We start from the raw sequence: 20,580 nt of genomic DNA, 5'->3' as shown, positions 1-20,580 counted from the left end.
CCCACAAAAGGTTGGAGGACCCATGCCCGCAAATGACAAGACCGACCGCAGCGCAACCAGCGTCACGGATCAGGAAGCGCTCGATTTCCATTCGCAGGGCCGGCCCGGCAAGCTGGAGATCTCGCCGACCAAACCGATGGCGACGCAGCGCGATCTGTCCCTTGCCTATTCGCCGGGCGTCGCCGTGCCCGTGAAGGCGATCGCCGCCGACCCGTCCAAGGCCTATGACTATACGACCCGCGGCAACATGGTCGCTGTGATTTCGAACGGAACCGCCATCCTGGGGCTCGGCAATCTGGGGGCGCTCGCCTCCAAGCCGGTGATGGAAGGAAAGTCGGTCCTGTTCAAGCGCTTTGCCGACGTCGATTCGATCGACCTTGAAGTCGATACGGAAGACGCCGACGAATTCATCAATTGCGTGCGGTTCCTCGGACCGTCGTTCGGAGGTATCAATCTGGAGGACATCAAGGCGCCGGAATGCTTCATCATCGAGCAGAAACTGCGCGAGATCATGGATATTCCGGTGTTCCATGACGACCAGCACGGCACGGCGATCATCGCAACCGCCGGCCTCATCAACGCGCTGCAGCTGACAGGCCGTGATCTCAAGACTACCCGGCTGGTGTGCAATGGTGCAGGCGCGGCGGCAATCGCCTGCGTCGAGCTCATCAAGTCGATGGGTTTTGCGCCCGAAAACATCATCATGTGCGATACGAAGGGCGTCATCTATCAGGGCCGCACCGACGGCATGAACCAATGGAAAACGGCGCATGCTGCCAAGACCGACCGGCGTACGCTCGAAGACGCGATGGATGGTGCGGATGTGGTGCTCGGCCTATCACAAAAGGGCGCCTTCTCGGAGGCGATGATCCGGTCCATGGCCGCAAAGCCGATCATCTTTGCCATGGCCAATCCCGATCCGGAAATCACGCCGGAGGAGGTATCCGCCATTCGCGACGACGCAATCATGGCCACAGGCCGATCCGACTATCCGAACCAAGTCAACAATGTGCTATGCTTTCCCTACATGTTCCGCGGTGCGCTCGACGTCCATGCCTCCACCATCAACGAGGCCATGAAGATTGCCGCCGCTGAGGCGCTTGCAAGCCTTGCCAAGGAGGACGTGCCGGACGATGTGGCGGCCGCCTATCAGGGCAACCGCCCGCGTTTCGGGCCGCAATACATCATTCCCGTGCCGTTTGACCCGCGCCTGATTTCGTCCATCCCCGTCGCAGTCGCAAAGGCCGCGATGGAAAGCGGCGTCGCGCGCAAGCAGATTCCGGATCTGGCCGCTTATGGTCGCCAGCTGTCGGCCCGCCGCGACCCGATCGCCTCGACGCTGCAACGCATCTACGAACGCGTCCGCCGCCAGCCAAAGCGCATCGTCTTTGCCGAAGGCGAAGAGGTGCAGATGATGCGCTCCGCGCTCGCCTATGCCAACCAGGACCTCGGCACGGCGATGCTCCTCGGCCGCGAGGACCGGATGCGCGAGACGGCGGAACGCGAGGGCATCGACCTCGACCGCCCCGGCATCCAGATCGTCAATGCCCGCATTTCCAAGCGTACCGGTGCCTATACGGACTATCTCTACGCTCGCCTGCAACGGCATGGCTACCTGCACCGCGACGCGCAGCGCCTGATCAACAACGACCGCAACCACTTCGCCGCCTGCATGGTGGCACTTGGGGATGCGGACGGCATGGTGACCGGCATCACCCGCAACTATTCCACCGCGCTCGACGACGTGCGCCGCTGCATCGACCCGAAACCGGGGCACCGGGTGATCGGCGTGTCGCTGGCGCTTTGCCGTGGCCGCACCGTTCTGGTTGCTGATACCGCTGTTCACGACATGCCGTCTGCGGATGAACTGGCCGATATCGCCGAAGAAGCGGCAGGCCTTGCCCGCCGGCTTGGTTATGTGCCGCGCGTGGCGCTTCTGGCCTACTCCACCTTCGGTCATCCCTCCGGCGAACGTTCCGAGCGGGTGCGTGAGGCGGTCGCTATCCTCGACAAGCGCCGCGTCGATTTCGAATATGACGGCGAGATGGCGGCGGACGTCGCGCTGAATGCCAAGGTGATGGAGCAGTATCCGTTCTGCCGCCTATCGGGCGTAGCCAACGTGCTGGTGATGCCGGCGTTTCACTCGGCGTCGATCTCGACCAAGATGCTTCAGGAACTGGGTGGGGCGACCGTGATCGGCCCGCTGCTCGTCGGTCTCGACAAATCGGTCCAGATCGTCTCCATGTCCGCCAAGGACTCCGACATCGTCAACATGGCAGCACTCGCGGCGCACAACGCCAATAGCTGACTCATACCAGGCACCAGAGCAAAGCCTGTGAAACGAAAAGAGCCCGCCCGGGAAAACCGGAGCGGGCTTTTTCATGCGATATGTCTAGCTTGATCAAAAAACACTCAGTTGAATACTTATTACGCAGTACCGCAGGCCTGATCAAAAAACTTCCACTCACAACCAAACTGTATTCAATAATGCTGCATTGCGTCAAGTCATTTTGCAATCGCGAAAGACTTTTTTAACCGTTTCAACTGGCGAAACGGCCCGCATCCGCACCGTAATAGTTCAGGTAGCGGCCGGAGATGTTGGTGATCGGCAAAACGATCAACACGTCGGTGGTACGGAAGGCGTGATCGACGACAGCCCCCTTGCCGACCATGGCGCCAAGGCGCATGTAGCCCTTGATCAGCGGCGGCAAGGCGGCAAGCGCCTTGCGCATGTTGATGGCCTCGACCGGCATGAGGTCCATGGTGCGGAACAGTTCCTGGCGGGCCGACACGTCCCACTCGTCGCGCACCACCATGTTGTGATGAAGGAAAGAGAGCGCCAAGGCATGTTCTTCCGGAATGACGCCCGGGAACGAGCCGCAGCCGAACATCGCATCGACACCATATTTCAGCGCATAGGCCCAGTTGCCCTGCCACAGAAGCTCGACAGTACGCTTGGTACGATACTCCGGCAGAACGCAGGAGCGGCCAAGCTCCATGAACTTCTTGTCCGGGTGGCGCTCCAGAAGCGAGCCGACCGAAAACTCGGAGGCCGAATAGAAACCGCCGGTGCGCACCGCGACATCCTGGCGAAGCAGGCGGTAGGTTCCGACGATCTGGTCTTCCGGGTCGCCGTCGATCGCGGTATCGAGCACCAGGAGATGATCGCAGACGAGATCCCAGGCGTCGGCATCGCGCTTGCGGCGATCGGCATCCTGCGGGATTTGCGCCTTCATCTCTTCGACGAAGACCTTGTAGCGTACCGCCTGCGCCGCATCGATCTCGGATGCATTGCGGGCAAGGCGCGTTTCGAGATTGCCGATACGGCCAAGTATGTCATGCGCCGGGGCATTGACGCCCCGGAGACGGGTCTGCGGCTGGTCAGCCACTACAACCAGATCCAAAGGTTCGATTGTCATCGCGCGTCATCCTAGTCGCTTTGATCCTGTGCGGCTTAAACCATGTTTCTGCGACAGGATAGTGACATTGGGGCTACAAGAAAACCATCGCCAGTCAACGGTCGAGCAAGCGGTCGATCTCCGCCGTCAGCGCCTTCGGATCGGCAGGCTTGGACAGCACGGCGCTCGCTCCGGCCGCCATCAGTTTCTCGCGCGTGTCGGGCTGCGTATCGGAGGTCAGGACGATGACCGGAACAGGTCTTCCGCCCGACTGCCGCTCATCCGCGCGGATGCGTTGCAGCATGGAAAGCCCGTCACCACCCGGCATGTTCAGATCGCTGATGATCAATTCCGGCGCGATGCGGATGGCAGGTGGGGCATCGAACAGGGCGACGGCCAGGGCTTCGAAATCTCCGACAACACGCACCGAGTGGCCAGCCCTCTCCAGAACGGAGCGTACCATGAAGGCATTGATCGGGTCGTCTTCCGCCAGAAGCACACCGCCTTCGGCCGGCCTGTCGCGCAGGGCCGGAACCTCCCGCAATACCGGGCGGTTGTCGTTGATCGCGTCGCGCACTTCCATTCCCTTCATGCGGCCGCGCAGCACCTCGACCAGAGACTTTTCCCGCAAAGGTCGGATAAGCCAGGCATGATAGCCGTCCATCTGGTTGATCGGCCGGCCGTTGCGCTCTTCCGGATTGACGAGATAGGTCTTGCGCAGCTTCTGCTGGTCGAGACCCGGCATCTGCGCCAGCAGCCGGCGGAACTGCGCGGCATGCCGATGATCCACAATGATGTCCGTCAGCGATGTCGCCATCGACAGTGCACGCACCGCGACGGCCTGCGCATCTTCCAGCGTTTCGACGCATTCACAGACGCCGCCCAGCGTCCTGATCGTCTCGGAAAGCGCCCTGGATGCCGGCCCCGCCGGCGCCATCACCAGCACGCGGGAACCGGCGAGGACACCCTTTCTGGCGCGAGCGGCGGCGGCGAGATCGCAGCCAAGCGCGGGAAAGCGGATTTCGAATGTGCTGCCCTTGCCGGGAACGCTGGAAACCGTCAGCGAACCGCCATATTCTTCCATGATGCGCCGCGAGATGGCGAGACCAAGGCCGGCGCCGCCGGCGCGCTGGGCGCTGGCGCCTGCCTGCTCGAACTCGTCGAACACCCGCGCCTGCTCCTGCGGACTCATGCCCGGTCCGCTGTCGTCGATGCGGATGACGATCGTTTCGCGGTCCAGCAGAGCGCTGACGAGCACGCCGCCCGTATGAGTGAACTTGACCGCATTGCCGACGACGTTGAACAGCACCTGGCGCAAACGGGCTGCGTCGAAATCCATCAGGCCCGGCACATCCGCCGTGACCGTGGCCGCAATCTCGATGCCCTTTTCATGGGCCCGGTGCGACAGCATCTCGACAACGCTCTCGATCGTCTCACGCAGGGGTTCCGGCGCAGGGCGGAGCTGGAAACGGCCGGCCTCGATCGACGAGAAATCGAGAAGATCATCGACCAGCTGCACCAGCGCATGGCCTGACTGGCGCATGCCGGCGAGATAGTTCTTCTGCTCGCTGGTCAGCCGCGTCTGGCTGATCAGATGGCTCATGCCGAGGATGCCCGACAGCGGCGTGCGGATCTCGTGGCTGACCGTTGCCAGCAGCCGGGATTTCGCCTGGCTCGCATTCTCAGCGCGACGGCGCGCTTCCTCGCTTTCGCGGGCGATCCGGCTTTCCTCCGTCACGTCGCGGGCGATGCTGTGCAGCATGAATGCTCCGCTTGCCGGCTCGCGGGCGATCACGTCATGCCAGTCGAACAGTTTTGCGCCGGCATCGGTAACGATCCGAACGCGGAAGTGGTTGGGGCCGGATGCCGGTTCGAATTCGATCCCGAGTGCCTCGCAGGTCATGCCTTCGGGCTTCAGCCATCCGGTCAGCCGGCAGAACACGGAATTGGCCTGGACGATCTTGCCGCCTGGCTCGCGGATGATGGCGATATCGCCAAGCGCATCGTGGATGGTCGAGAGAAGCTGCGATGTCTCGCTTCGCTCCCACCGTTTGTCATTCGCCTTCTCAGCACGCGCGCGACCGTGGATCGTCGCGGGGCGAACGGAGGAACGATACCAATCGCGCAGCAGCAGCGCGGCACCGGCAACGCCGGCGACGGCAAGTCCCGCGGATAGCATATGGAGGCCCGCATCGACGCCGGTACCGAGGATGGCGGCCGAACCGAGAAGTCCAGCGCCTGCCAGTGCGGGCTTCAGCGCAGGGTAGCGCTCCTTCGGCACATCGAAGCCATCGTCCGGTTCCAGCGAGTGGGGATCGTCATCCGGCGTCGTGGCGGACGCGCGTTTCTGGCCCAGCGTGCGGCCCGGCACGCTGAACTCGGCTGCAATCCGTTTTCTAAGGTTTGGCAGGTCGCTCATGACGTTTGCCCTAGCATGGCAAGCGTTTTGATTGGCTTCAGCCGGTCCGTAAAATTTTACCGATCCCGCTTTTTCATCTGCAGGAGTTCGTCCAGGATGATGGAACCGGCACCGATGGTGATGAAACTGTCGGCAAGATTGAAAACGGCGAAGGACCAGGTCGCCGTGTGAAACAGCACGTAGTCGATGACATAGCCGAAGATCAACCGATCGACGAGATTGCCGAGGGCGCCGGCAATGATCATCGCATAGCCGAGATGCGCGAAGAACCGGTCTTTTGGCGTCCGGCGCCATAGCCATATTACGAACGCGACGACAATCAGGCGCATACTGACGATGAACCACCCCTCCATGCCGGACAGCATGGAGAAGGCAACCCCGTAATTATATGTGCGATACAGCGCCAGCATCGGCATGACCGGCACGGCCTGCTGAAATGGCAACCACATCTCGACCGCGACCTTGATCGCCTGATCGAGCAGCATCGCCACGATGACAAGAACGAGAATCGGCAGCGGGCGCGAAAAAAGAGCTGTCTTTTCCATTATGTCCTGTCGTCCAGCGTCAGCAGATGACGGCGTGCCTCGAACAGCATGATGCCGGTGGCGATCGCCAGATTGAGCGAATCGGCCCGTCCCTGCTGAGGGATACGGGCAAGCGCTGTCGCTTCCCTGGCGAGTTCGTCGGGAAGCCCCGCCTGCTCGTTGCCCATCAGCAGCACGACGGGCTTCTTGCGGTAGTCGATGGTGCGGTAGTCGACGGCACCGGCAAGGTGTGTGGCGACGACCTGCGTGCCGGCAGCCTTCTGCCATTTGATGAAATCGGCAACGTTTGCCCGGATGATCGGCATCGCGAACACCGAACCCATCGTCGCGCGCACCGTTTCCAGCGAGAACGGATCGGTGGTTTCGCCGACAAGGATGACGCCGGAGGCGCCCGCCGCATCGGCCGTGCGGATGATGGTGCCGAGATTGCCGGGGTCGCGGACGCGGTCGAGCGCAACATAGGTTTCGCCGAGAGCCGGCTTCACGTCGCGGAGGCTGGCATAGCGCTGTTCGAAGACGCCGACGACCATCTGCGGATTGTCGCGGCGGGTGATCGCCGACAGCACCTTCTCGCTGACCTCAAGCACCAGCCCGCCGGTTGAGACCGTCTTCAGGGCCACCTGCTCGACCTGCGCCTTGCCCTTGGCGGCCTTGGCATAGACCAGCGTCTTGATGGTCCAGCCGAGATCGAGCGCGTCGATGACCAGTTTCAAGCCTTCGGCGATGAAGGAGCGGGTTTCGTCGCGCTCCTTCTTGTTGGAGAGCGCCTTGATGTCCTTGATGATCGGATTGGCAAGGCTGGTGACTTCCTTCACCTGGCCGACGCGGCGGGAACCGTGGTCGCGGGTATAGTCGTTCATTTCGGCACCCAACGGCTGAAGAGAGAGGTGGAAAGCGCCCGGCCCGGCTCGTTGCCGTCAAGCCCGCCTTCGCGCAGGATCAGTTCGCCCGATTCCACCGCACCGCCGCGCCCGCGCATCGTTTCGCGCATCAGCTCGTGGATGGAATAGAAGCTGGCGCGGATCGAATAGGCGGTCAGCACCAGCCCCTTCGCATCCGGCGACAGGATCTCGCGGCAGATATCCAGCATCAGGGCGAGATGATCGAAGAGCTGCCAGACTTCGCCGTTGGGACCGCGGCCGAATTTCGGCGGGTCGGTGAGGATGATGTCGTAGCGGCTGCCGCGGCGCTCCTCGCGCTGGATGAACTTCATCGCATCCTCGCAGATCCAGCGGATCGGCAGATGGTCGGCACGACCGAGCGCCTGGTTTTCGCGCGCCCAGCCGATCGCCTTCTTGGAGGCATCGACATGGGTGACTTCGGCGCCGGCTTTCGCGGCGATCAGCGAGGCGACGCCGGTATAACCAAACAGGTTGAGAACCTTCAAAGGTCGGCCGGCCGTCTCGATGCGTTCCTTCATCCAGCTCCAGTGGGCCAACTGCTCGGGGAAGACGCCGACATGGCGGAAGGCGGTGAAGCGGCCATAGAATTCGGCGTCGAGGATCTGCATCGGCCAGGTCTCGCCGAGGGCCTGCCTCGGGAAGCGCCAGCGACCCATGCCGTCCTCGTCGGTATCGCCGGTAAAGATCGAATCGGCGTTCTCCCAGACATGCGACGGCAGCGTCTTCGGCCAGAGCGCCTGCGCCTCGGGGCGGACGATCCGGTATGGGCCGTATTGTTCGAGCTTCAGGCCGTCGCCACTGTCGATCAGGTGATAATCGCGCGCGCCCTTGGTCTCGAGAATGATCGGTATGCGCTCATCCGGCTTGGCCCCGGTGCGGATGCGGACCTCGACGCGCGGCGGGCCGGCGTCCGCACTTGCGGGCTTGGCCACCGTCTTCTCTGGAGCACTCTTTGCCGGCATGCGGCCATCGCCGCTTCTGGTTGCGTGCGGCTTTGCCTGTGGCGGCCGGTTTCCCGTCACCTGTACAGCACGGCCCTGCACGCCGCGCGACGACGTGGCCGGTCCGGCTTTGCCCTTTGGCCGTCTATCTTTGTCTTTCACGCCGCTTCGTCCGTCATCTGCTCTGGTTGAAAGGCTGCAAATAGCACCGCTCTTTCTCTTGGCAAAGCTGTTTCCGATCTGCGATACATTTGAACGGACATGATCAGGGAGGATCATCATGGAGATGCAGGGCGAAGAACGCATCGCTGCCCGCCGCGATATCGTCTGGGCGGCGCTGAACGATCCCGAAATTCTAAGGCAATGCATTCCCGGCTGTCAGTCGCTGGAGCTGAAATCGCCGACCGAACTGTCGGCCAGCGTCAAGATCAAGATCGGCCCGGTCTCGGCGTCCTTCTCCGGCGACGTGGTCCTGTCGAACATCAACGCGCCCGAGAGCTACACCATTTCCGGCGAGGGCAAGGGCGGCATTGCCGGGTTTGCCAAGGGCGGCGCCGACGTCATACTGACGGAAGACGGCGATGACACCATTCTTGCCTATGAGGCCAAGGCCGAGATCGGCGGCAAGCTGGCGCAGCTCGGCTCGCGGCTTGTCGGCTCCAGCGCCAAGAAGCTTGCCCAGCAATTCTTCGCCGACTTCAATGCGGCCGTCAGCGCGCAAGCCGCGGCCAACAGCTGAGCGGCGTTATTTGGAGGATGCCGGAAGCAGCGTCTGCGAGGCGATGGTTTCGGCGCGGGTGCGGTGCTTCTCGGCTTCCGCATGCCATTTGACCGCTTCGTGGGCCTCGTTGCGCGCCCGCTTGCGGTACTTGCCCTGGCTGAACCATGTGGCAAGCGAACCGACGATCATTCCGAAGATCACCGCGAGAAACAGGAAGACGAAGAACGGCGCCGAGGCAGACAGGACGCTGTCTGCCGGATTGAACGGGTTGAGCGCCAGCGTCACCGTCTGCCTGTTGGCAACCGACAGCACGATCAGAATGATGGCGACCGGAATCAGCACCACGATATTCAACAGCTTCTTCATCATCATTCCGTCTCCGTCATGCCGCCTGCCCGAGGCTGTCCAGCACCGGGCGGATCACCACGGCTCATTCATCATCTTCATCATCGGCGCCAGGATTAAGGCGCTCGCGCAATTCCTTGCCGGTCTTGAAGAAGGGAACCCATTTTTCCTCGACGAACACGCTGTCGCCGGTGCGCGGATTGCGGCCGGAGCGCGAAGGCCGGTTCTTCACCGAAAACGCGCCGAAACCGCGAAGTTCGACCCGGTTTCCACCGGCCAGGGCATCTGTGATCTCATCGAGAACCGCGTTGACGATATTTTCGACATCACGGTGATAGAGATGCGGATTGCGAGCCGCAACAATCTGCACCAACTCTGACTTGATCACTGTCGCCCCCTCTGGTGATTTTACATGTGTTCTTAAAGCGTTACGCCCATCGGATGGTTATGTCCATCTCTCGTGATGCCGCCCTGCAGCTTTCAAACCTCCAAAAACCGCAGACACGAGATCACCGGGTACTCTCAATCGCTGCCAACCTGCCAAACGGAAACCAGACCGTCAAGAAACAACTTCTCGCGCCCCAACTTTTCGAGACTGCCAAGAGACGGAAAAGCGTCATATCCCAAGGATTTGAGCCATACGGCCGCTGCCGATCCAAGCCCGAATGGCAAGGAGCTGCTGGGGGCTTTCCATTCGATGACGTCGAGGCCCTTGCCAACTTTGCGGCCGTCGAGGAAGGCGCGGATTTCATCGTCGCCGCCAAGCTCGTCGATCAGCTTCAGTTTGAGCGCCTGGCGACCGGTAAAGATACGCCCGTCGGCAAGCTGCAATGCCTCGGTGCGCGGCAGCTTGCGACGATCGGCGACGAGATCGACGAACCAGTTGAAACTATCGTCGATCATCGCCTGGATCACCGCCTTGGCATCGTCGCTCGGCGGATGGAATGGCGAGGGCTCCGCCTTGAGCGGTGCCGACTTGATCTCCTCCAGCGACACGCCGATCTTGTCCATAAGGTCCTTGACCTGCGGATACTGGAAGATCACGCCGATCGAACCGGTGATCGAGGTATCGCCCGCCACGATATGGTCGCCGGCAAGGGCAATCATGTAGCCGGCCGAGGCAGCCAGCGTGCGGACATCGGAGACGACCGGCTTCTTCGCCGCGACCTTGCGGATCGCCTTGAACAGCACTTCGCCGCCATAGGTCGTGCCTCCCGGCGAGGAAATGGTGACGACGAGGGCCTTGACCGCGTCGTCCTCGGCAATGCGGTTCAGCCTCTCCACCAGCTCGCGGTCATCCTGGATGATCCCGGAAATGTTGACCCGCGCGATATGCGGGCGACTGAAGCCGCCGACCTGTCCCGCGCCCGAATAAAGGTAGACCGCGATGCCCGCGCAGAGCACGAGAGCAATGGACACGATCCGCCAGAAACCGAGTTTCCGCCGAAGCTGGCGCCGGTCGGCGATGGCGAGCTGATCCATGATCTTTCCTCCTTTTCAAGGGCTGCGGGACGAACCGCCCTTTTTTACGAAACGCACAATTCAATAGCGGCAGCGCGGCGACGTTGTAACCCGGCTTGAACAAAATTCGCGCCTCCATTGTCGTGGAACAAAAAAATCTCCATATTCGCGATCACTCACATCGCTTGGCAGGCATGGCATATGCGTATTTGCGCCGCGATGTATCTTGAACGACAGGTCTATTTAATGCTGAATGAAGTGCAATTTTCCGGCGCCTTGCCGCATTCGGGGCCGATCCTGGCCGATGCCTATTCGGTCGCTGCGCGCCATTCCCGGCGCGTCAAGCGGCTGAAGATCATCCTGCCGCTGGTGGCCGTCCTGATCGGGGCGATCTTCGTGGCCGTCTCGGTGGTGCGCGCTTTCCTGCCGGAAAACCTGCAGATCGAAAACGCGACAATCGAGAACGGCAAGATCGTCATGCAGAACCCGGCAATCTCCGGCCGCAACAAGCAGGACATCAGCTATTCGATGAAGGCGGTGCGTGCGCTGCAGGACATTGCCAATCCAGAAATCATCACGCTCGAGACGATCCATGCCGAGATGCCCGTCAACGCTACTCTGATCGCCACCGTCGAGGCGGCAAGCGGTATCTATGACAGGGGCGGCAACACATTGAATATGAATGCCCCATTCACCATAACGATGAACAACGGCCTGATCGCCGATTTCCAGGCGGCCTATCTCGACATCAATGCCGGCGAGATGGAAACCAAGAAGCCGATTGCAATCACCATGAACGGCGGTTCCATTGTTGCACAGTCGCTGAGAATGACGGATAAGGGACGCATTGTTACATTTGAAGGCATGGTCAAGGTCGTTGTCGATCCCAAAACCATTCGCAAAACCGCCAACTAGAAAACCGGTGCAACATATGTCGGCCACTTCCGCCTTTTCCTTTCGGCTTGCCGGAACATTCATTCTTTTGAGCCTTTTCGCCAGCGCCTCCTTTTCTCCAGCCGCCGCTCAGGCGACGACGAGCAAGATCAAGGGGATGCAGCTTTCCAACAATGAGCCGATCCAGATCGAAAGCGACAAGCTGGAAATCAAGGACGCGGAAAGCAAGGCGATGTTCACCGGCAATGTGAAGGTCGTTCAGGGAACGACGACACTGCAGGCCGGCAACATGGTGGTTTTCTACAAGAAGGGCGGCGGTGCGATTTCCGGGGGCAATGCCGATATCGACCGCATCGAGGTCAACCAGAAGGTGTTCCTGCAGTCAGGCACGCAGCAGGCAACCGCCGACACCGGCGAATTCAACATGACGGCGCAGACGCTGGTGCTGAAGGGCAAGCAGGTCGTGCTGTCGGAAGGCAAGAACGTCTTTACCGGCTGCCAGCTGAACGTCCAGATGGATACCGGCGAGGCTCAGTTGGAAGCCTGTGGTGGCCGCGTCCAGATTCAGCTCGACCCGAAGTCCCAGAAAACGAACTGATGCAGACGCCCACGTGAACATTCCCTTTCTTCACAAACGCAAACGCGGCGGCAAGCCCGAAGCCGGAGCGCCGGAGCGCATCGTCGACAAGGCACGTTATGAAGGCACGCTGATCGCCCGCGGCCTGACGAAAGCCTATCGTGGACGCACGGTCGTCAACGGCGTGTCGCTGGTCGTGCGCCGCGGCGAAGCTGTCGGCCTGCTTGGACCCAACGGCGCCGGCAAGACGACCTGCTTCTACATGATCACCGGCCTCGTGCCTGTTGACGAGGGCTCGATCGAGATCAACGGCAACGATGTCACGTCGATGCCGATGTATCGTCGTGCCCGCCTCGGCGTCGGCTACCTGCCGCAGGAAGCCTCGATCTTTCGCGGCCTGACCGTCGAGGACAATATCCGCGCCGTCCTCGAGGTGCACGACAAGAATCGCGAGCGGCGCGAAAGCAAGCTCAACGAGCTTTTGAGCGAGTTCAATATTTCCCACCTGCGCAAATCGCCGGCGGTCGCCCTTTCGGGCGGCGAACGTCGTCGCCTCGAAATCGCCCGGGCGCTCGCGACCGATCCGACCTTCATGCTGCTCGACGAACCCTTCGCCGGCGTCGATCCGATTTCGGTTGCCGACATCCAGGCGCTGGTGCGGCACCTGACCTCGCGGGGCATCGGCGTCCTGATCACCGACCACAATGTCCGCGAGACGCTGGGACTGATCGACCGTGCCTACATCATCCACGCGGGTGAAGTCCTGACGCATGGGCGAGCCAACGACATCGTCACCAACCCGGATGTCCGGCGCCTCTATCTTGGTGACAATTTCAGCCTTTGAGGCTCGATCCCTTCGCCATATGGTAAACGGAAACAGCGGCGGCGGACAAAAATCTGCCGCTTCTGGAACATGCCTCTTGACCGGTTGCCGGAATTGCGCAACTTTTACGCGCCCGGAAATGCTGCGGCGCAATATTGCTTCAGCGATCGCTGGCCCGAAGAAATCGCCTCTACACGTCAAATGCACGAAATCGAGCCGAATTTGCCCATTTCGATCATTTTGGACGCGTATTGCATATAAAAATGCCCGGCGTCTTCGATATTCATCTTATTTTCCGCTACCGCTTGACCAAACCCCATTAATACGCAATTTTTGGGCCAATTGAAGAGCTGGCACTTTCATCCCTTAGAAAATGAGGGCCGGCTCGGAGAATTGAGGGGAGTTTCGCGTCCGAATGGCACTTTCAGCCAGCCTCTTCCTGCGTCAAAGCCAGACCCTGGCCATGACGCCCCAGCTGATGCAGTCGATCCAGCTGCTGCAGATGACGCATTTCGAACTGAACCAGTTCATCGAGCTGGAAGTCGAGAAAAATCCGTTGCTCGAATTCGCCGCCAATGACGATATGCCCTCCGGCGCGGACCGGCACGGCAAGGACGAACTTCACATCACGCCGGATGAGCGGAGCGACCGCGACAACGCCGAGGGTGCCGCCTTCGACCCGCTGGGCGACGTCTACGACAGCGCCACCTCTGTGACCGGCGAGCGGATGAGCGAGCAGCTCGACGCCAATTTCGAAAATGTCTTTCCGGACGATACGACGCCGCAGCGTGCCGATGCACCGGAACTGCTCAGCCAGTGGAAGTCCATGCCGGGCGGCGGCGAGGGCGAAAGCAGCGAAGGTTACGACCTCGACGATTTCGTCGCCAACCGCGTGACGCTGCGCGATTTCCTCAACGAACAGGTTCCTTTCAGCGTGCACGGCGCCGCCGATCTTCTGATTGCCCAGCACCTGATCGACCAGCTCGACGAAGCGGGTTACCTGCATGCGGATATCACGGAGATGGCCGAACGGCTCGGCTGCGCGACGGCCGATGTGGCGCGGGTGCTGGACAGCCTGCAGCAGCTCGACCCGCCCGGCGTCTTTGCCCGCACGCTCAGTGAGTGCCTTGCCATCCAGCTGCGCGCGCGCAACCGGCTCGATCCCGCCATGGCGGCGCTTCTCGACCACCTGGAACTGTTGGCCCGGCGCGATTTCGCCAGCCTCAAGCGTATCTGCGGCGTTGACGAGGAAGACCTTATCGACATGCTCGCGGAAATCCGCAAGCTCGACCCGAAGCCGGGCACGGGTTTCGAGGCGAGCCCTTCGGAAGCGATCGTCCCGGATATTGTCGTTCGCCCGGCGCAGGATGGCAGCTGGGCGGTGGAGCTCAATCCGGACACGCTGCCGCGCGTGCTCGTCAACCAGACCTATTATGCGACGGTCTCCCGTCACGCACCCAAGAACAGCCCGGACCAGGCTTTCCTCACCGAGTGCCTGCAGACCGCCAACTGGCTGACCCGCAGCCTCGACCAGCGCGCCAAGACGATCATGAAGGTGGCGACCGAGATCGTGCGCCAGCAGGATGCCTTCCTGATCAACGGCGTCGATCACCTGCGGCCGCTCAACCTGAAGACCGTCGCCGATGCCATCAAGATGCATGAATCGACCGTCAGCCGCGTGACATCGAACAAATACATGCTGACGCCGCGCGGGCTGTTCGAGCTGAAATACTTCTTCACCGTCTCGATCGGATCGGCGGAGGGCGGCGATGGGCATTCGGCGGAGTCCGTGCGCCATCGCATCCGCAACATGATCGTGCTGGAAAGCCCGGATGCCGTGCTTTCGGATGACGATATTGTCGATGTCCTGAAGAAGGGCGGCGTCGATATCGCCCGCAGGACTGTGGCGAAATATCGCGAGGCGATGAACATCCCCTCCTCCGTTCAGCGCCGAAGGGAGAAACGGGCAATCGCCAAAGTCTCCGCATGACCGATGCGACGGCTCGACTGCAACCATTTGAACTGCCCGAAGTTATCCCCATTATCCCGGCCATCAACAGGCCCGGGACCTAACATTTCAGGTTTCTCGACTGTTTTATTGACTCTGACATCAACCGGTAGTATGAGGCGGCCGCAATGGGCACGGGCATAGAGCCTGCCGTAAGCATATCCCTCCAAATCCAGGCCGTTCTGACGCAAAATTCTTTTGCGTGCGTGAAATGCTTGGATGACGGATGCGGTTGGAATAGACTGGCTACGCAAATCACGAAAAGAGAGGAAACTCCATGAGTGTGCGTGTATCCGGTAAACATATGGAAATCGGCGAAACGTTTCGTCTGCGGATCGAAGACCAGATCGAACTGGCCGTAACCAAATATTTTGACGGAGGATATTCAAGCCAGGTCACTGTGGAAAAGTCTGGATCCCGCTTCAGCGCCGATTGCAAGATACACCTCGATTCTGGTGCGGCCTTGCAGGCGAGCGGGGAAGCGAACGATCCGCAAGCCGCGTTTGACGCGGCGTCAGAGCGGATTGCCAAGCGCATCCGCCGGTACAAGCGGAAGCTCAAGGACCACCACAATGGCAACGGCCATGCTGGATTTGCCGAAGTAGCCTACACCGTAATGGATTCAGTGCCCGATGAAGACGACGAGCTTCCGGACAATTATGCACCGACGATCGTTGCGGAGAGTTCAAAACAACTGAAGACGATGTCTGTCGCAAACGCCGTCATGGCGCTCGATATGACGGATGATCCCGTTCTGATGTTCCGTAGTCCTGGCAATGAACAGTTGAATATCGTCTATCGACGCAACGATGGAAACATTGGCTGGATTGATGCAGCCAATATCAAGGGCTAAGCGGATTAGTTCGAGTGCCGGCACTCGAATGACCGCTTTTTTCTGGTGGTGGATGCGCGGAAGACCGTTGACGGTCCGCCGGGAAACCGCCGAGAGAAAGATGGATGGGGCCGCCGTCCGGCATTTTGCCGGGCGTCGCGGTTTCTACCTGTGAACGAGGACAAAAGAATGGCATTGGCAGGCTTGCTGCAGCAGAATGCGATACTTCCGGCCATGAAGGCCAATTCGAAGAAGCAGCTGCTTCAGGAATTGGCGGCAAAAGCATCCAAGATCACCGGACTTCCCGAACGGGAAATATTCGACGTCATCCTTCAGCGCGAACGACTGGGCTCCACCGGCGTCGGCAACGGCATTGCCATTCCGCACGGCAAGCTCAGCCATCTGTCGTCGATCGTCGGTATTTTTGCACGCCTTGAAGCGCCGGTCGATTTCGAAGCGCTGGACGACCAGCCGGTCGACCTCGTCTTCCTGCTTCTCGCCCCCGAAGGCGCCGGCGCCGATCACCTGAAGGCATTGTCGCGGATTGCGCGCGTCCTGCGTGACCCGGACATGGTTGCCAGGCTGCGGGCGACGGATTCAGCGACGGCGATCTACGCCTTCCTCAGCGACGACCAGGCTTCCAACGCGGCCTGACGGACAAAACGGCTAAGTCAGTTGAGAAAGCGCGGCCGCAAGGCTGCGCTTTTTGCTTTTTGACGGGCATCCCGCCGGCAATCGAAAATTATTGCCTCGTATTCAAAGAGATATCGACACGACCCGACGGCTCGACAATACTCCCCCAACACACAGAGGAGGAACGGGCATGGCAGGACGTTTGGCTGGAAAGACCGCATTGATCAGTGGCGGCGCCGGCGGATGCGGCCTTGCCGCCTCCCAGCTTTTCGCTCGCGAAGGCGCCCGCGTCGGCATTGTCGATCTGCCGCGCAGCAAGGGTGAAGAGGTTGCCGCTGCGATCCGTGCCGAGGGCGGGCAGGCAGTTTTCGCGCCTGCCGACGTCTCGGTATCCGTCGAGGTGAAGACGGCAGTGAAGGCCGTCGAGGATGCATTCGGAGCCATCACCGTTCTCTTCAACCATGCCGGCATCCTGGCCGTCGGCCCCTTCCTCGAAACGGAGGAGGACGAGTGGGACCGGCTGATGGCCGTCAATGTCCGCTCGATGTTCCTGATGACCAAGGCCGTGCTGCCCGGCATGCTGGCCGCCGGCGGCGGCAGCATCGTCTCAACCTCCTCGATCTCGGCCGTCGCCGCCACGCCGATGGAGGTGCTCTACGACACGACCAAGGGCGCCTGCCACATGTTCGCCCGGGCGATTGCGGTGGAATTCCGCGACCGCGGCATCCGCTCCAACGCCGTCTGCCCCGGCTTCATCGCCACCGACCACGGCAAGCGCGAACTGGTGGGCCTCGCAAAGTACGGTGTCGATGTCTCCGATGCAGCAATCGCCGCCCAACAGGGCCGCATGTGCGATCCGATGGAAGTGGCGCAGGCCGCGCTGTTCCTCGCCAGCGACGAATCCAGTTTCGTCAACGGCACCCATCTGTTTGTCGATAATTGTTTTACGGCGATGTGACGCAATGTCGGAAGCAAGCGGATATGCGGAGTTTCATTATTTCGCCGTAGTTATTATCCTTTTGGCTCTTGTTATCGCTCCTATTTTTCACAGATCCTACGAGATCAACCGAATGAAACGGTATGTGCCGATCCGGGCAATAATTACGGGCCTGCGGAAACCGGCTTTTGAAGATCCAAGGGTATTTCTGCACATAAGTTATGAAGTCGATGGCATTCCATACGCATCAACTATTGACAGTCGATCCCAGACAAGGGTCGACTTCAAGGTAAATGATGAAATCGAAATATATGTGAATCCCGTCGATTCATCAAAAAGCTTTATCCCAAGCGAATTATCGGGCCATGTTGAACGCCTCGCGATGTCGTTGGCAAACAAGTGGAATCGGCGCGGCGGCTAGGAATACCACACCAAGATTACTCCAAGAGGGACCCAAGCATGATGGAAGCAGGTGGACACTGGCGCAACTGGGTGGGAAATCAATCGTGCATCGTGCGGCATCGGGGTGCACCCGACAGCGAGGCGGCCCTTGCGGAGATGGTACGGGAAGCAACATCCAACGGGCTGAACGTGCGTTGTGCCGGCTCCGGGCACTCGTTCACGCCGGTGGCGCTGACCAGCGGCCTGCATCTGACGCTGTCGAAGCTGCAGGGCATTACCAATATCGATGCGGCGCGCAAGCGGGTCTCCGTCCATGCCGGAACGACGATCAATACGCTGGGCAAGGCGCTGAAGCGCAGCGGCCTGTCGATGATCAACCAGGGCGATATCGACAGCCAGGCGCTGGCGGGCGCGCTGACCACAGGCACGCACGGCACGGGCATCAAGCTGGGCAACATGGCGTCGCAGATCGTCGGCATGCGGCTGGTGCAGCCGGACGGCAGCATTCTGGCCATCGACGACAGCGAACCCGACATGCTGAACGCCGCCCGCGTTTCCATCGGCATGCTCGGCGTCATCTCCGAAATCACCCTGCAGGCGATGGACAGCTACAATCTGCATGAGAAACTCTGGCGCTGCACCTTCGACGAATGCATGGAGCAGCACGACGATCTGGCCGCCAACCACCGGCATTTCGGTTTCTTCTGGTGCCCGGTGCCGGAGAGCCGGCATTGTTACTGCCTGCCGGATACATCCTCCGTCTCGACCACGACAAGTCTCTCCGATGTCTGCGAGATGAAGACCATCGACATCACCGACGCGCCGCCGATGGAGAGCGCTTTCGAGAAGATCGCCTATTCCTCGGAAATCTACCCGATCGAATATGTGCCGAATTTCCACGAACTGGAGTATGCGGTGCCGGTCAAATACGGCAAGCAAGCCTGCACCGAAGTGCGCAAGCTGATGCTGGAGAAGCACCCGACCTGCATCTACCCGATCGAATACCGCTTCACCGCCGGCGACGGCGGCTGGATCAGCCCGTTCTTCGAGCAGGATTCGATCACGCTCTCGGTCTCCGGCCAGCCGGGCACGGACTACTGGAACTACCTGAAGGACGTCGACGATATCCTGCGCCAGTTCGGCTCACGCCCGCATTGGGGCAAGCTGCATTTCATGGGGGCAGAGGATGTGGACGCGCTCTATCCGCGCGCAGGGGATTTCAAGGCGCTGCGCAACAAGCTCGATCCGGAAGGGCGGTTTCTGAACGACCATCTGAAGCAGTTGTTTGGGTAACGTAAGCGGAGGTACGGTGAAAAACGTCTTATTCATATGCAGCCAGAACAAGCTGCGCAGCCCGACTGCCGAGCAAGTGTTCGCACATTGGCCGGGCATCGAAGCTTCCTCCGCCGGAACGAACAGGGATGCGGAAAACCCGCTGTCATCAGAGCAAATCGAATGGGCTGACATCATCTTCGTCATGGAGAAGGCGCATCGCAGCAAGGTCCAGGCCAAATATAGGGCCAACCTCAACGGAAAATGGCTGATCTGCCTGCATATTCCCGATGAATACGAATTTATGGACCCGGATTTGACCGCATTGCTGAAGGCGAAAGTACCGAAACATTTGTGAGTTCGGCAGCGACACAGCCCAACACGTGAGAGACATCCCATGCAAACAGCCGAGCTTTTCACCCAGCCTCACAATTATGCCGTTGTTCAACTCCCGGAGCGCAACTATCCGGGAGTGGTTTTTCAAGGAGACAGCCTGCATTGCCTTTTACGCGACGTCATGGAGCTGCAGAAGCTTTTGAAAGATGGCGATCTGGATGAATTGTCGGCGAGCATCGAATATCTGAAAAACGATCTCGCCGACATTCAGAAGCGCTACGAGCGAGTTTGTCACGACCGCAAAATCGAGTTGCCGTATGTCAAGTCGGCGTAGCTGCATTTCACCTCCCCCTTGACGGGGGAGGTCGCCGCATCGCGGCGGGTGGGGGTGACGGTCAGGGACGCACAAAGGTCACCCCACCCCGGCACTCACGTGCCGACCCTCCCCCTCAAGGGGAGGGTAAATAATCACGCCGCCGGCGTCTCTTCCGCCGCAACGGCCTTCGGGCCACCCTTGGCGACGCCGACCATGGCGGGGCGGAGAACCCGCTCGCCGATCGTGTAGCCGGCCTGGACGACCTGGACGACGGTGTTGTTCGGGACTTCCGTATTCGGGATTTCGAACATCGCCTGATGGAAGTTCGGATCGAACTTCTGGCCGACCGGCTCCAGCTTCTGCACGCCGTGACGCTCGAGCGCCGACAGCATGGCGCGTTCGGTCATTTCCACACCTTCGATCAGGGCATTGAAACCGGCATCGCCGGACTCGCGGGCCTCCGTCGGAATGGCATCGAGTGCGCGGCGCAGGTTGTCGGAGACGGCGAGCATGTCGCGGGCAAAGCCGGCGACGGAATAGGACTTGGCATCCTTGACGTCGCGCGCGGTGCGGCGGCGCAGGTTGTCCATCTCGGCGGCAAGGCGCAGATAACGATCGCGCATGTCGGCCGCTTCAGCCTTGGCAAGCTCCAAGGGATCCGGTTCGGAAACGGCGGCTTCGACCTGTTCGGCGGCAGCTTCGGCATAGGCGGCAGCTGCTTCGTCCGCGTTCGCTTCAGCACCATGTTTGTTCGTATCGTCGGTCATGACGGTCTCCGGAATGTCAAACTGTCTAGGATTTGGTGTCGATATCGAGCT

The 20,580-nt window shown here is 60.6% G+C and carries 21 protein-coding genes and 1 pseudogene; 13 read left to right on the top strand and 9 right to left on the bottom strand.

Translation table 11 applies throughout. The features are described from left to right. The first annotated feature begins 22 nt into the window (after positions 1-22). Positions 23-2,308 carry an NADP-dependent malic enzyme gene (locus tag J2Z75_RS07605; RefSeq protein WP_209849983.1) on the top strand — a complete coding sequence of 762 codons (2,286 nt, stop codon included), beginning with the start codon at positions 23-25 and terminating at the stop codon, positions 2,306-2,308. 232 nt (positions 2,309-2,540) lie between these two features. Here J2Z75_RS07605 and J2Z75_RS07600 read toward each other — a convergent pair whose 3' ends face one another. The 5 genes from J2Z75_RS07600 to J2Z75_RS07580 form a co-directional block, all read right to left on the bottom strand. Further along, positions 2,541-3,419: a GNAT family N-acetyltransferase gene (locus tag J2Z75_RS07600; RefSeq protein ID WP_209849981.1), complete on the bottom strand. Its 879-nt coding sequence runs from the start codon at positions 3,417-3,419 to the stop codon at positions 2,541-2,543. A 94-nt stretch (positions 3,420-3,513) separates the two neighbouring features. Then, entirely contained in the window at positions 3,514-5,817 is a 2,304-nt protein-coding gene (locus tag J2Z75_RS07595) for a PAS domain-containing hybrid sensor histidine kinase/response regulator (RefSeq protein ID WP_209849977.1), read from the bottom strand. 56 nt (positions 5,818-5,873) lie between these two features. After that, positions 5,874-6,362 (bottom strand): signal peptidase II, encoded by a 489-nt coding sequence (lspA, locus tag J2Z75_RS07590; protein WP_234937207.1) that lies wholly within the window; start codon positions 6,360-6,362, stop codon positions 5,874-5,876. Beyond that, a complete protein-coding gene (locus tag J2Z75_RS07585) occupies positions 6,362-7,222 on the bottom strand; it encodes a TrmH family RNA methyltransferase (RefSeq protein WP_209849975.1) in 861 nt (286 codons plus the stop codon). Before J2Z75_RS07585 ends, lspA begins: the two co-directional genes overlap by 1 nt. After that, entirely contained in the window at positions 7,219-8,226 is a 1,008-nt protein-coding gene (locus J2Z75_RS07580; protein WP_234937242.1) for a class I SAM-dependent rRNA methyltransferase, read from the bottom strand. Before J2Z75_RS07580 ends, J2Z75_RS07585 begins: the two co-directional genes overlap by 4 nt. 259 nt (positions 8,227-8,485) lie before the next feature. On the opposite strand from J2Z75_RS07580, the gene J2Z75_RS07575 reads away from it, so the two are divergent. Further along, positions 8,486-8,944, top strand: a complete 459-nt coding sequence (locus J2Z75_RS07575) for a CoxG family protein (protein WP_209849973.1) — start codon at positions 8,486-8,488, stop codon at positions 8,942-8,944. A 6-nt stretch (positions 8,945-8,950) separates the two neighbouring features. Here J2Z75_RS07575 and J2Z75_RS07570 read toward each other — a convergent pair whose 3' ends face one another. The 3 genes and pseudogenes from J2Z75_RS07570 to sppA all read right to left on the bottom strand — a co-directional run bounded on the left by J2Z75_RS07570 (position 8,951) and on the right by sppA (position 10,753). Continuing rightward, positions 8,951-9,295, bottom strand: coding sequence for a DUF1049 domain-containing protein (locus J2Z75_RS07570; RefSeq protein WP_209850679.1), 345 nt, complete (start codon positions 9,293-9,295; stop codon positions 8,951-8,953). Between the two features lie 61 nt (positions 9,296-9,356). Continuing rightward, a pseudogene (locus J2Z75_RS07565) lies at positions 9,357-9,677 on the bottom strand (integration host factor subunit beta); the annotation flags it as partial. 116 nt (positions 9,678-9,793) lie between these two features. Further along, positions 9,794-10,753, bottom strand: a complete 960-nt coding sequence (gene sppA / locus J2Z75_RS07560; protein WP_209849970.1) for a signal peptide peptidase SppA — start codon at positions 10,751-10,753, stop codon at positions 9,794-9,796. Between the two features lie 225 nt (positions 10,754-10,978). On the opposite strand from sppA, the gene lptC reads away from it, so the two are divergent. The 11 genes from lptC to J2Z75_RS07505 all read left to right on the top strand — a co-directional run bounded on the left by lptC (position 10,979) and on the right by J2Z75_RS07505 (position 19,780). Beyond that, a complete protein-coding gene (gene lptC, locus J2Z75_RS07555) occupies positions 10,979-11,647 on the top strand; it encodes an LPS export ABC transporter periplasmic protein LptC (RefSeq protein WP_209849967.1) in 669 nt (222 codons plus the stop codon). A 16-nt stretch (positions 11,648-11,663) separates the two neighbouring features. After that, on the top strand, positions 11,664-12,224 hold the full coding sequence (locus tag J2Z75_RS07550) for an LptA/OstA family protein (protein ID WP_209849964.1): 561 nt from the start codon (positions 11,664-11,666) through the stop codon (positions 12,222-12,224). A gap of 13 nt (positions 12,225-12,237) precedes the next feature. Next, positions 12,238-13,047 carry an LPS export ABC transporter ATP-binding protein gene (gene lptB, locus J2Z75_RS07545; RefSeq protein WP_209849961.1) on the top strand — a complete coding sequence of 270 codons (810 nt, stop codon included), beginning with the start codon at positions 12,238-12,240 and terminating at the stop codon, positions 13,045-13,047. 394 nt (positions 13,048-13,441) lie between these two features. Beyond that, positions 13,442-15,016: an RNA polymerase factor sigma-54 gene (rpoN, locus tag J2Z75_RS07540; RefSeq protein WP_209849957.1), complete on the top strand. Its 1,575-nt coding sequence runs from the start codon at positions 13,442-13,444 to the stop codon at positions 15,014-15,016. A gap of 295 nt (positions 15,017-15,311) precedes the next feature. After that, positions 15,312-15,887: a ribosome hibernation-promoting factor, HPF/YfiA family gene (gene hpf, locus J2Z75_RS07535; protein ID WP_209849954.1), complete on the top strand. Its 576-nt coding sequence runs from the start codon at positions 15,312-15,314 to the stop codon at positions 15,885-15,887. Between the two features lie 168 nt (positions 15,888-16,055). Further along, the gene (gene ptsN / locus J2Z75_RS07530) at positions 16,056-16,520 is read left to right on the top strand and encodes a PTS IIA-like nitrogen regulatory protein PtsN (protein WP_209849952.1); all 465 of its coding nucleotides are present in this window, start codon (positions 16,056-16,058) and stop codon (positions 16,518-16,520) included. Between the two features lie 169 nt (positions 16,521-16,689). Further along, the gene (locus tag J2Z75_RS07525; protein ID WP_209849949.1) at positions 16,690-17,457 is read left to right on the top strand and encodes an SDR family NAD(P)-dependent oxidoreductase; all 768 of its coding nucleotides are present in this window, start codon (positions 16,690-16,692) and stop codon (positions 17,455-17,457) included. A 4-nt stretch (positions 17,458-17,461) separates the two neighbouring features. Next, positions 17,462-17,857: a hypothetical protein gene (locus tag J2Z75_RS07520; RefSeq protein WP_209849947.1), complete on the top strand. Its 396-nt coding sequence runs from the start codon at positions 17,462-17,464 to the stop codon at positions 17,855-17,857. 38 nt (positions 17,858-17,895) lie between these two features. Further along, complete coding sequence (locus J2Z75_RS07515) at positions 17,896-19,131, top strand: D-arabinono-1,4-lactone oxidase (RefSeq protein ID WP_209849945.1); 1,236 nt, start codon at positions 17,896-17,898, stop codon at positions 19,129-19,131. Positions 19,132-19,147: 16 nt separating this feature from the next. Beyond that, positions 19,148-19,468 carry a low molecular weight protein tyrosine phosphatase family protein gene (locus J2Z75_RS07510; RefSeq protein ID WP_209849943.1) on the top strand — a complete coding sequence of 107 codons (321 nt, stop codon included), beginning with the start codon at positions 19,148-19,150 and terminating at the stop codon, positions 19,466-19,468. A gap of 39 nt (positions 19,469-19,507) precedes the next feature. After that, positions 19,508-19,780, top strand: a complete 273-nt coding sequence (locus J2Z75_RS07505) for a DUF6959 family protein (protein WP_209849941.1) — start codon at positions 19,508-19,510, stop codon at positions 19,778-19,780. Positions 19,781-19,914: 134 nt separating this feature from the next. On the opposite strand, the gene grpE is transcribed toward J2Z75_RS07505, so the two are convergent. After that, entirely contained in the window at positions 19,915-20,529 is a 615-nt protein-coding gene (grpE, locus tag J2Z75_RS07500; protein WP_209849939.1) for a nucleotide exchange factor GrpE, read from the bottom strand. Between the last annotated feature and the right edge of the window lie 51 nt (positions 20,530-20,580).

The sequence above is a fragment of the Rhizobium herbae genome (genome assembly GCF_017873135.1).
In the GTDB taxonomy this organism is placed as follows: Bacteria; Pseudomonadota; Alphaproteobacteria; order Rhizobiales; family Rhizobiaceae; genus Pararhizobium; species Pararhizobium herbae.
The sequence above is the reverse complement of the archived record's forward strand: the minus strand, read 5'-3'. Positions and strand labels throughout refer to the sequence as shown.

Excerpts from the sequence above, each read along its gene's own strand:
- J2Z75_RS07605 (WP_209849983.1), top strand. The coding sequence starts at position 23 with ATGCCCGCAAATGACAAGACCGACCGCAGCGCAACCAGCGTCACGGAT.
- J2Z75_RS07600 (WP_209849981.1), bottom strand. The coding sequence starts at position 3,419 with ATGACAATCGAACCTTTGGATCTGGTTGTAGTGGCTGACCAGCCGCAG.
- J2Z75_RS07595 (WP_209849977.1), bottom strand. The coding sequence starts at position 5,817 with ATGAGCGACCTGCCAAACCTTAGAAAACGGATTGCAGCCGAGTTCAGC.
- lspA (WP_234937207.1), bottom strand. The coding sequence starts at position 6,362 with ATGGAAAAGACAGCTCTTTTTTCGCGCCCGCTGCCGATTCTCGTTCTT.
- J2Z75_RS07585 (WP_209849975.1), bottom strand. The coding sequence starts at position 7,222 with ATGAACGACTATACCCGCGACCACGGTTCCCGCCGCGTCGGCCAGGTG.
- J2Z75_RS07580 (WP_234937242.1), bottom strand. The coding sequence starts at position 8,226 with ATGCCGGCAAAGAGTGCTCCAGAGAAGACGGTGGCCAAGCCCGCAAGT.
- J2Z75_RS07575 (WP_209849973.1), top strand. The coding sequence starts at position 8,486 with ATGGAGATGCAGGGCGAAGAACGCATCGCTGCCCGCCGCGATATCGTC.
- J2Z75_RS07570 (WP_209850679.1), bottom strand. The coding sequence starts at position 9,295 with ATGATGAAGAAGCTGTTGAATATCGTGGTGCTGATTCCGGTCGCCATC.
- sppA (WP_209849970.1), bottom strand. The coding sequence starts at position 10,753 with ATGGATCAGCTCGCCATCGCCGACCGGCGCCAGCTTCGGCGGAAACTC.
- lptC (WP_209849967.1), top strand. The coding sequence starts at position 10,979 with ATGCTGAATGAAGTGCAATTTTCCGGCGCCTTGCCGCATTCGGGGCCG.
- J2Z75_RS07550 (WP_209849964.1), top strand. The coding sequence starts at position 11,664 with ATGTCGGCCACTTCCGCCTTTTCCTTTCGGCTTGCCGGAACATTCATT.
- rpoN (WP_209849957.1), top strand. The coding sequence starts at position 13,442 with ATGGCACTTTCAGCCAGCCTCTTCCTGCGTCAAAGCCAGACCCTGGCC.
- hpf (WP_209849954.1), top strand. The coding sequence starts at position 15,312 with ATGAGTGTGCGTGTATCCGGTAAACATATGGAAATCGGCGAAACGTTT.
- ptsN (WP_209849952.1), top strand. The coding sequence starts at position 16,056 with ATGGCATTGGCAGGCTTGCTGCAGCAGAATGCGATACTTCCGGCCATG.
- J2Z75_RS07525 (WP_209849949.1), top strand. The coding sequence starts at position 16,690 with ATGGCAGGACGTTTGGCTGGAAAGACCGCATTGATCAGTGGCGGCGCC.
- J2Z75_RS07520 (WP_209849947.1), top strand. The coding sequence starts at position 17,462 with ATGTCGGAAGCAAGCGGATATGCGGAGTTTCATTATTTCGCCGTAGTT.
- J2Z75_RS07515 (WP_209849945.1), top strand. The coding sequence starts at position 17,896 with ATGATGGAAGCAGGTGGACACTGGCGCAACTGGGTGGGAAATCAATCG.
- J2Z75_RS07505 (WP_209849941.1), top strand. The coding sequence starts at position 19,508 with ATGCAAACAGCCGAGCTTTTCACCCAGCCTCACAATTATGCCGTTGTT.
- grpE (WP_209849939.1), bottom strand. The coding sequence starts at position 20,529 with ATGACCGACGATACGAACAAACATGGTGCTGAAGCGAACGCGGACGAA.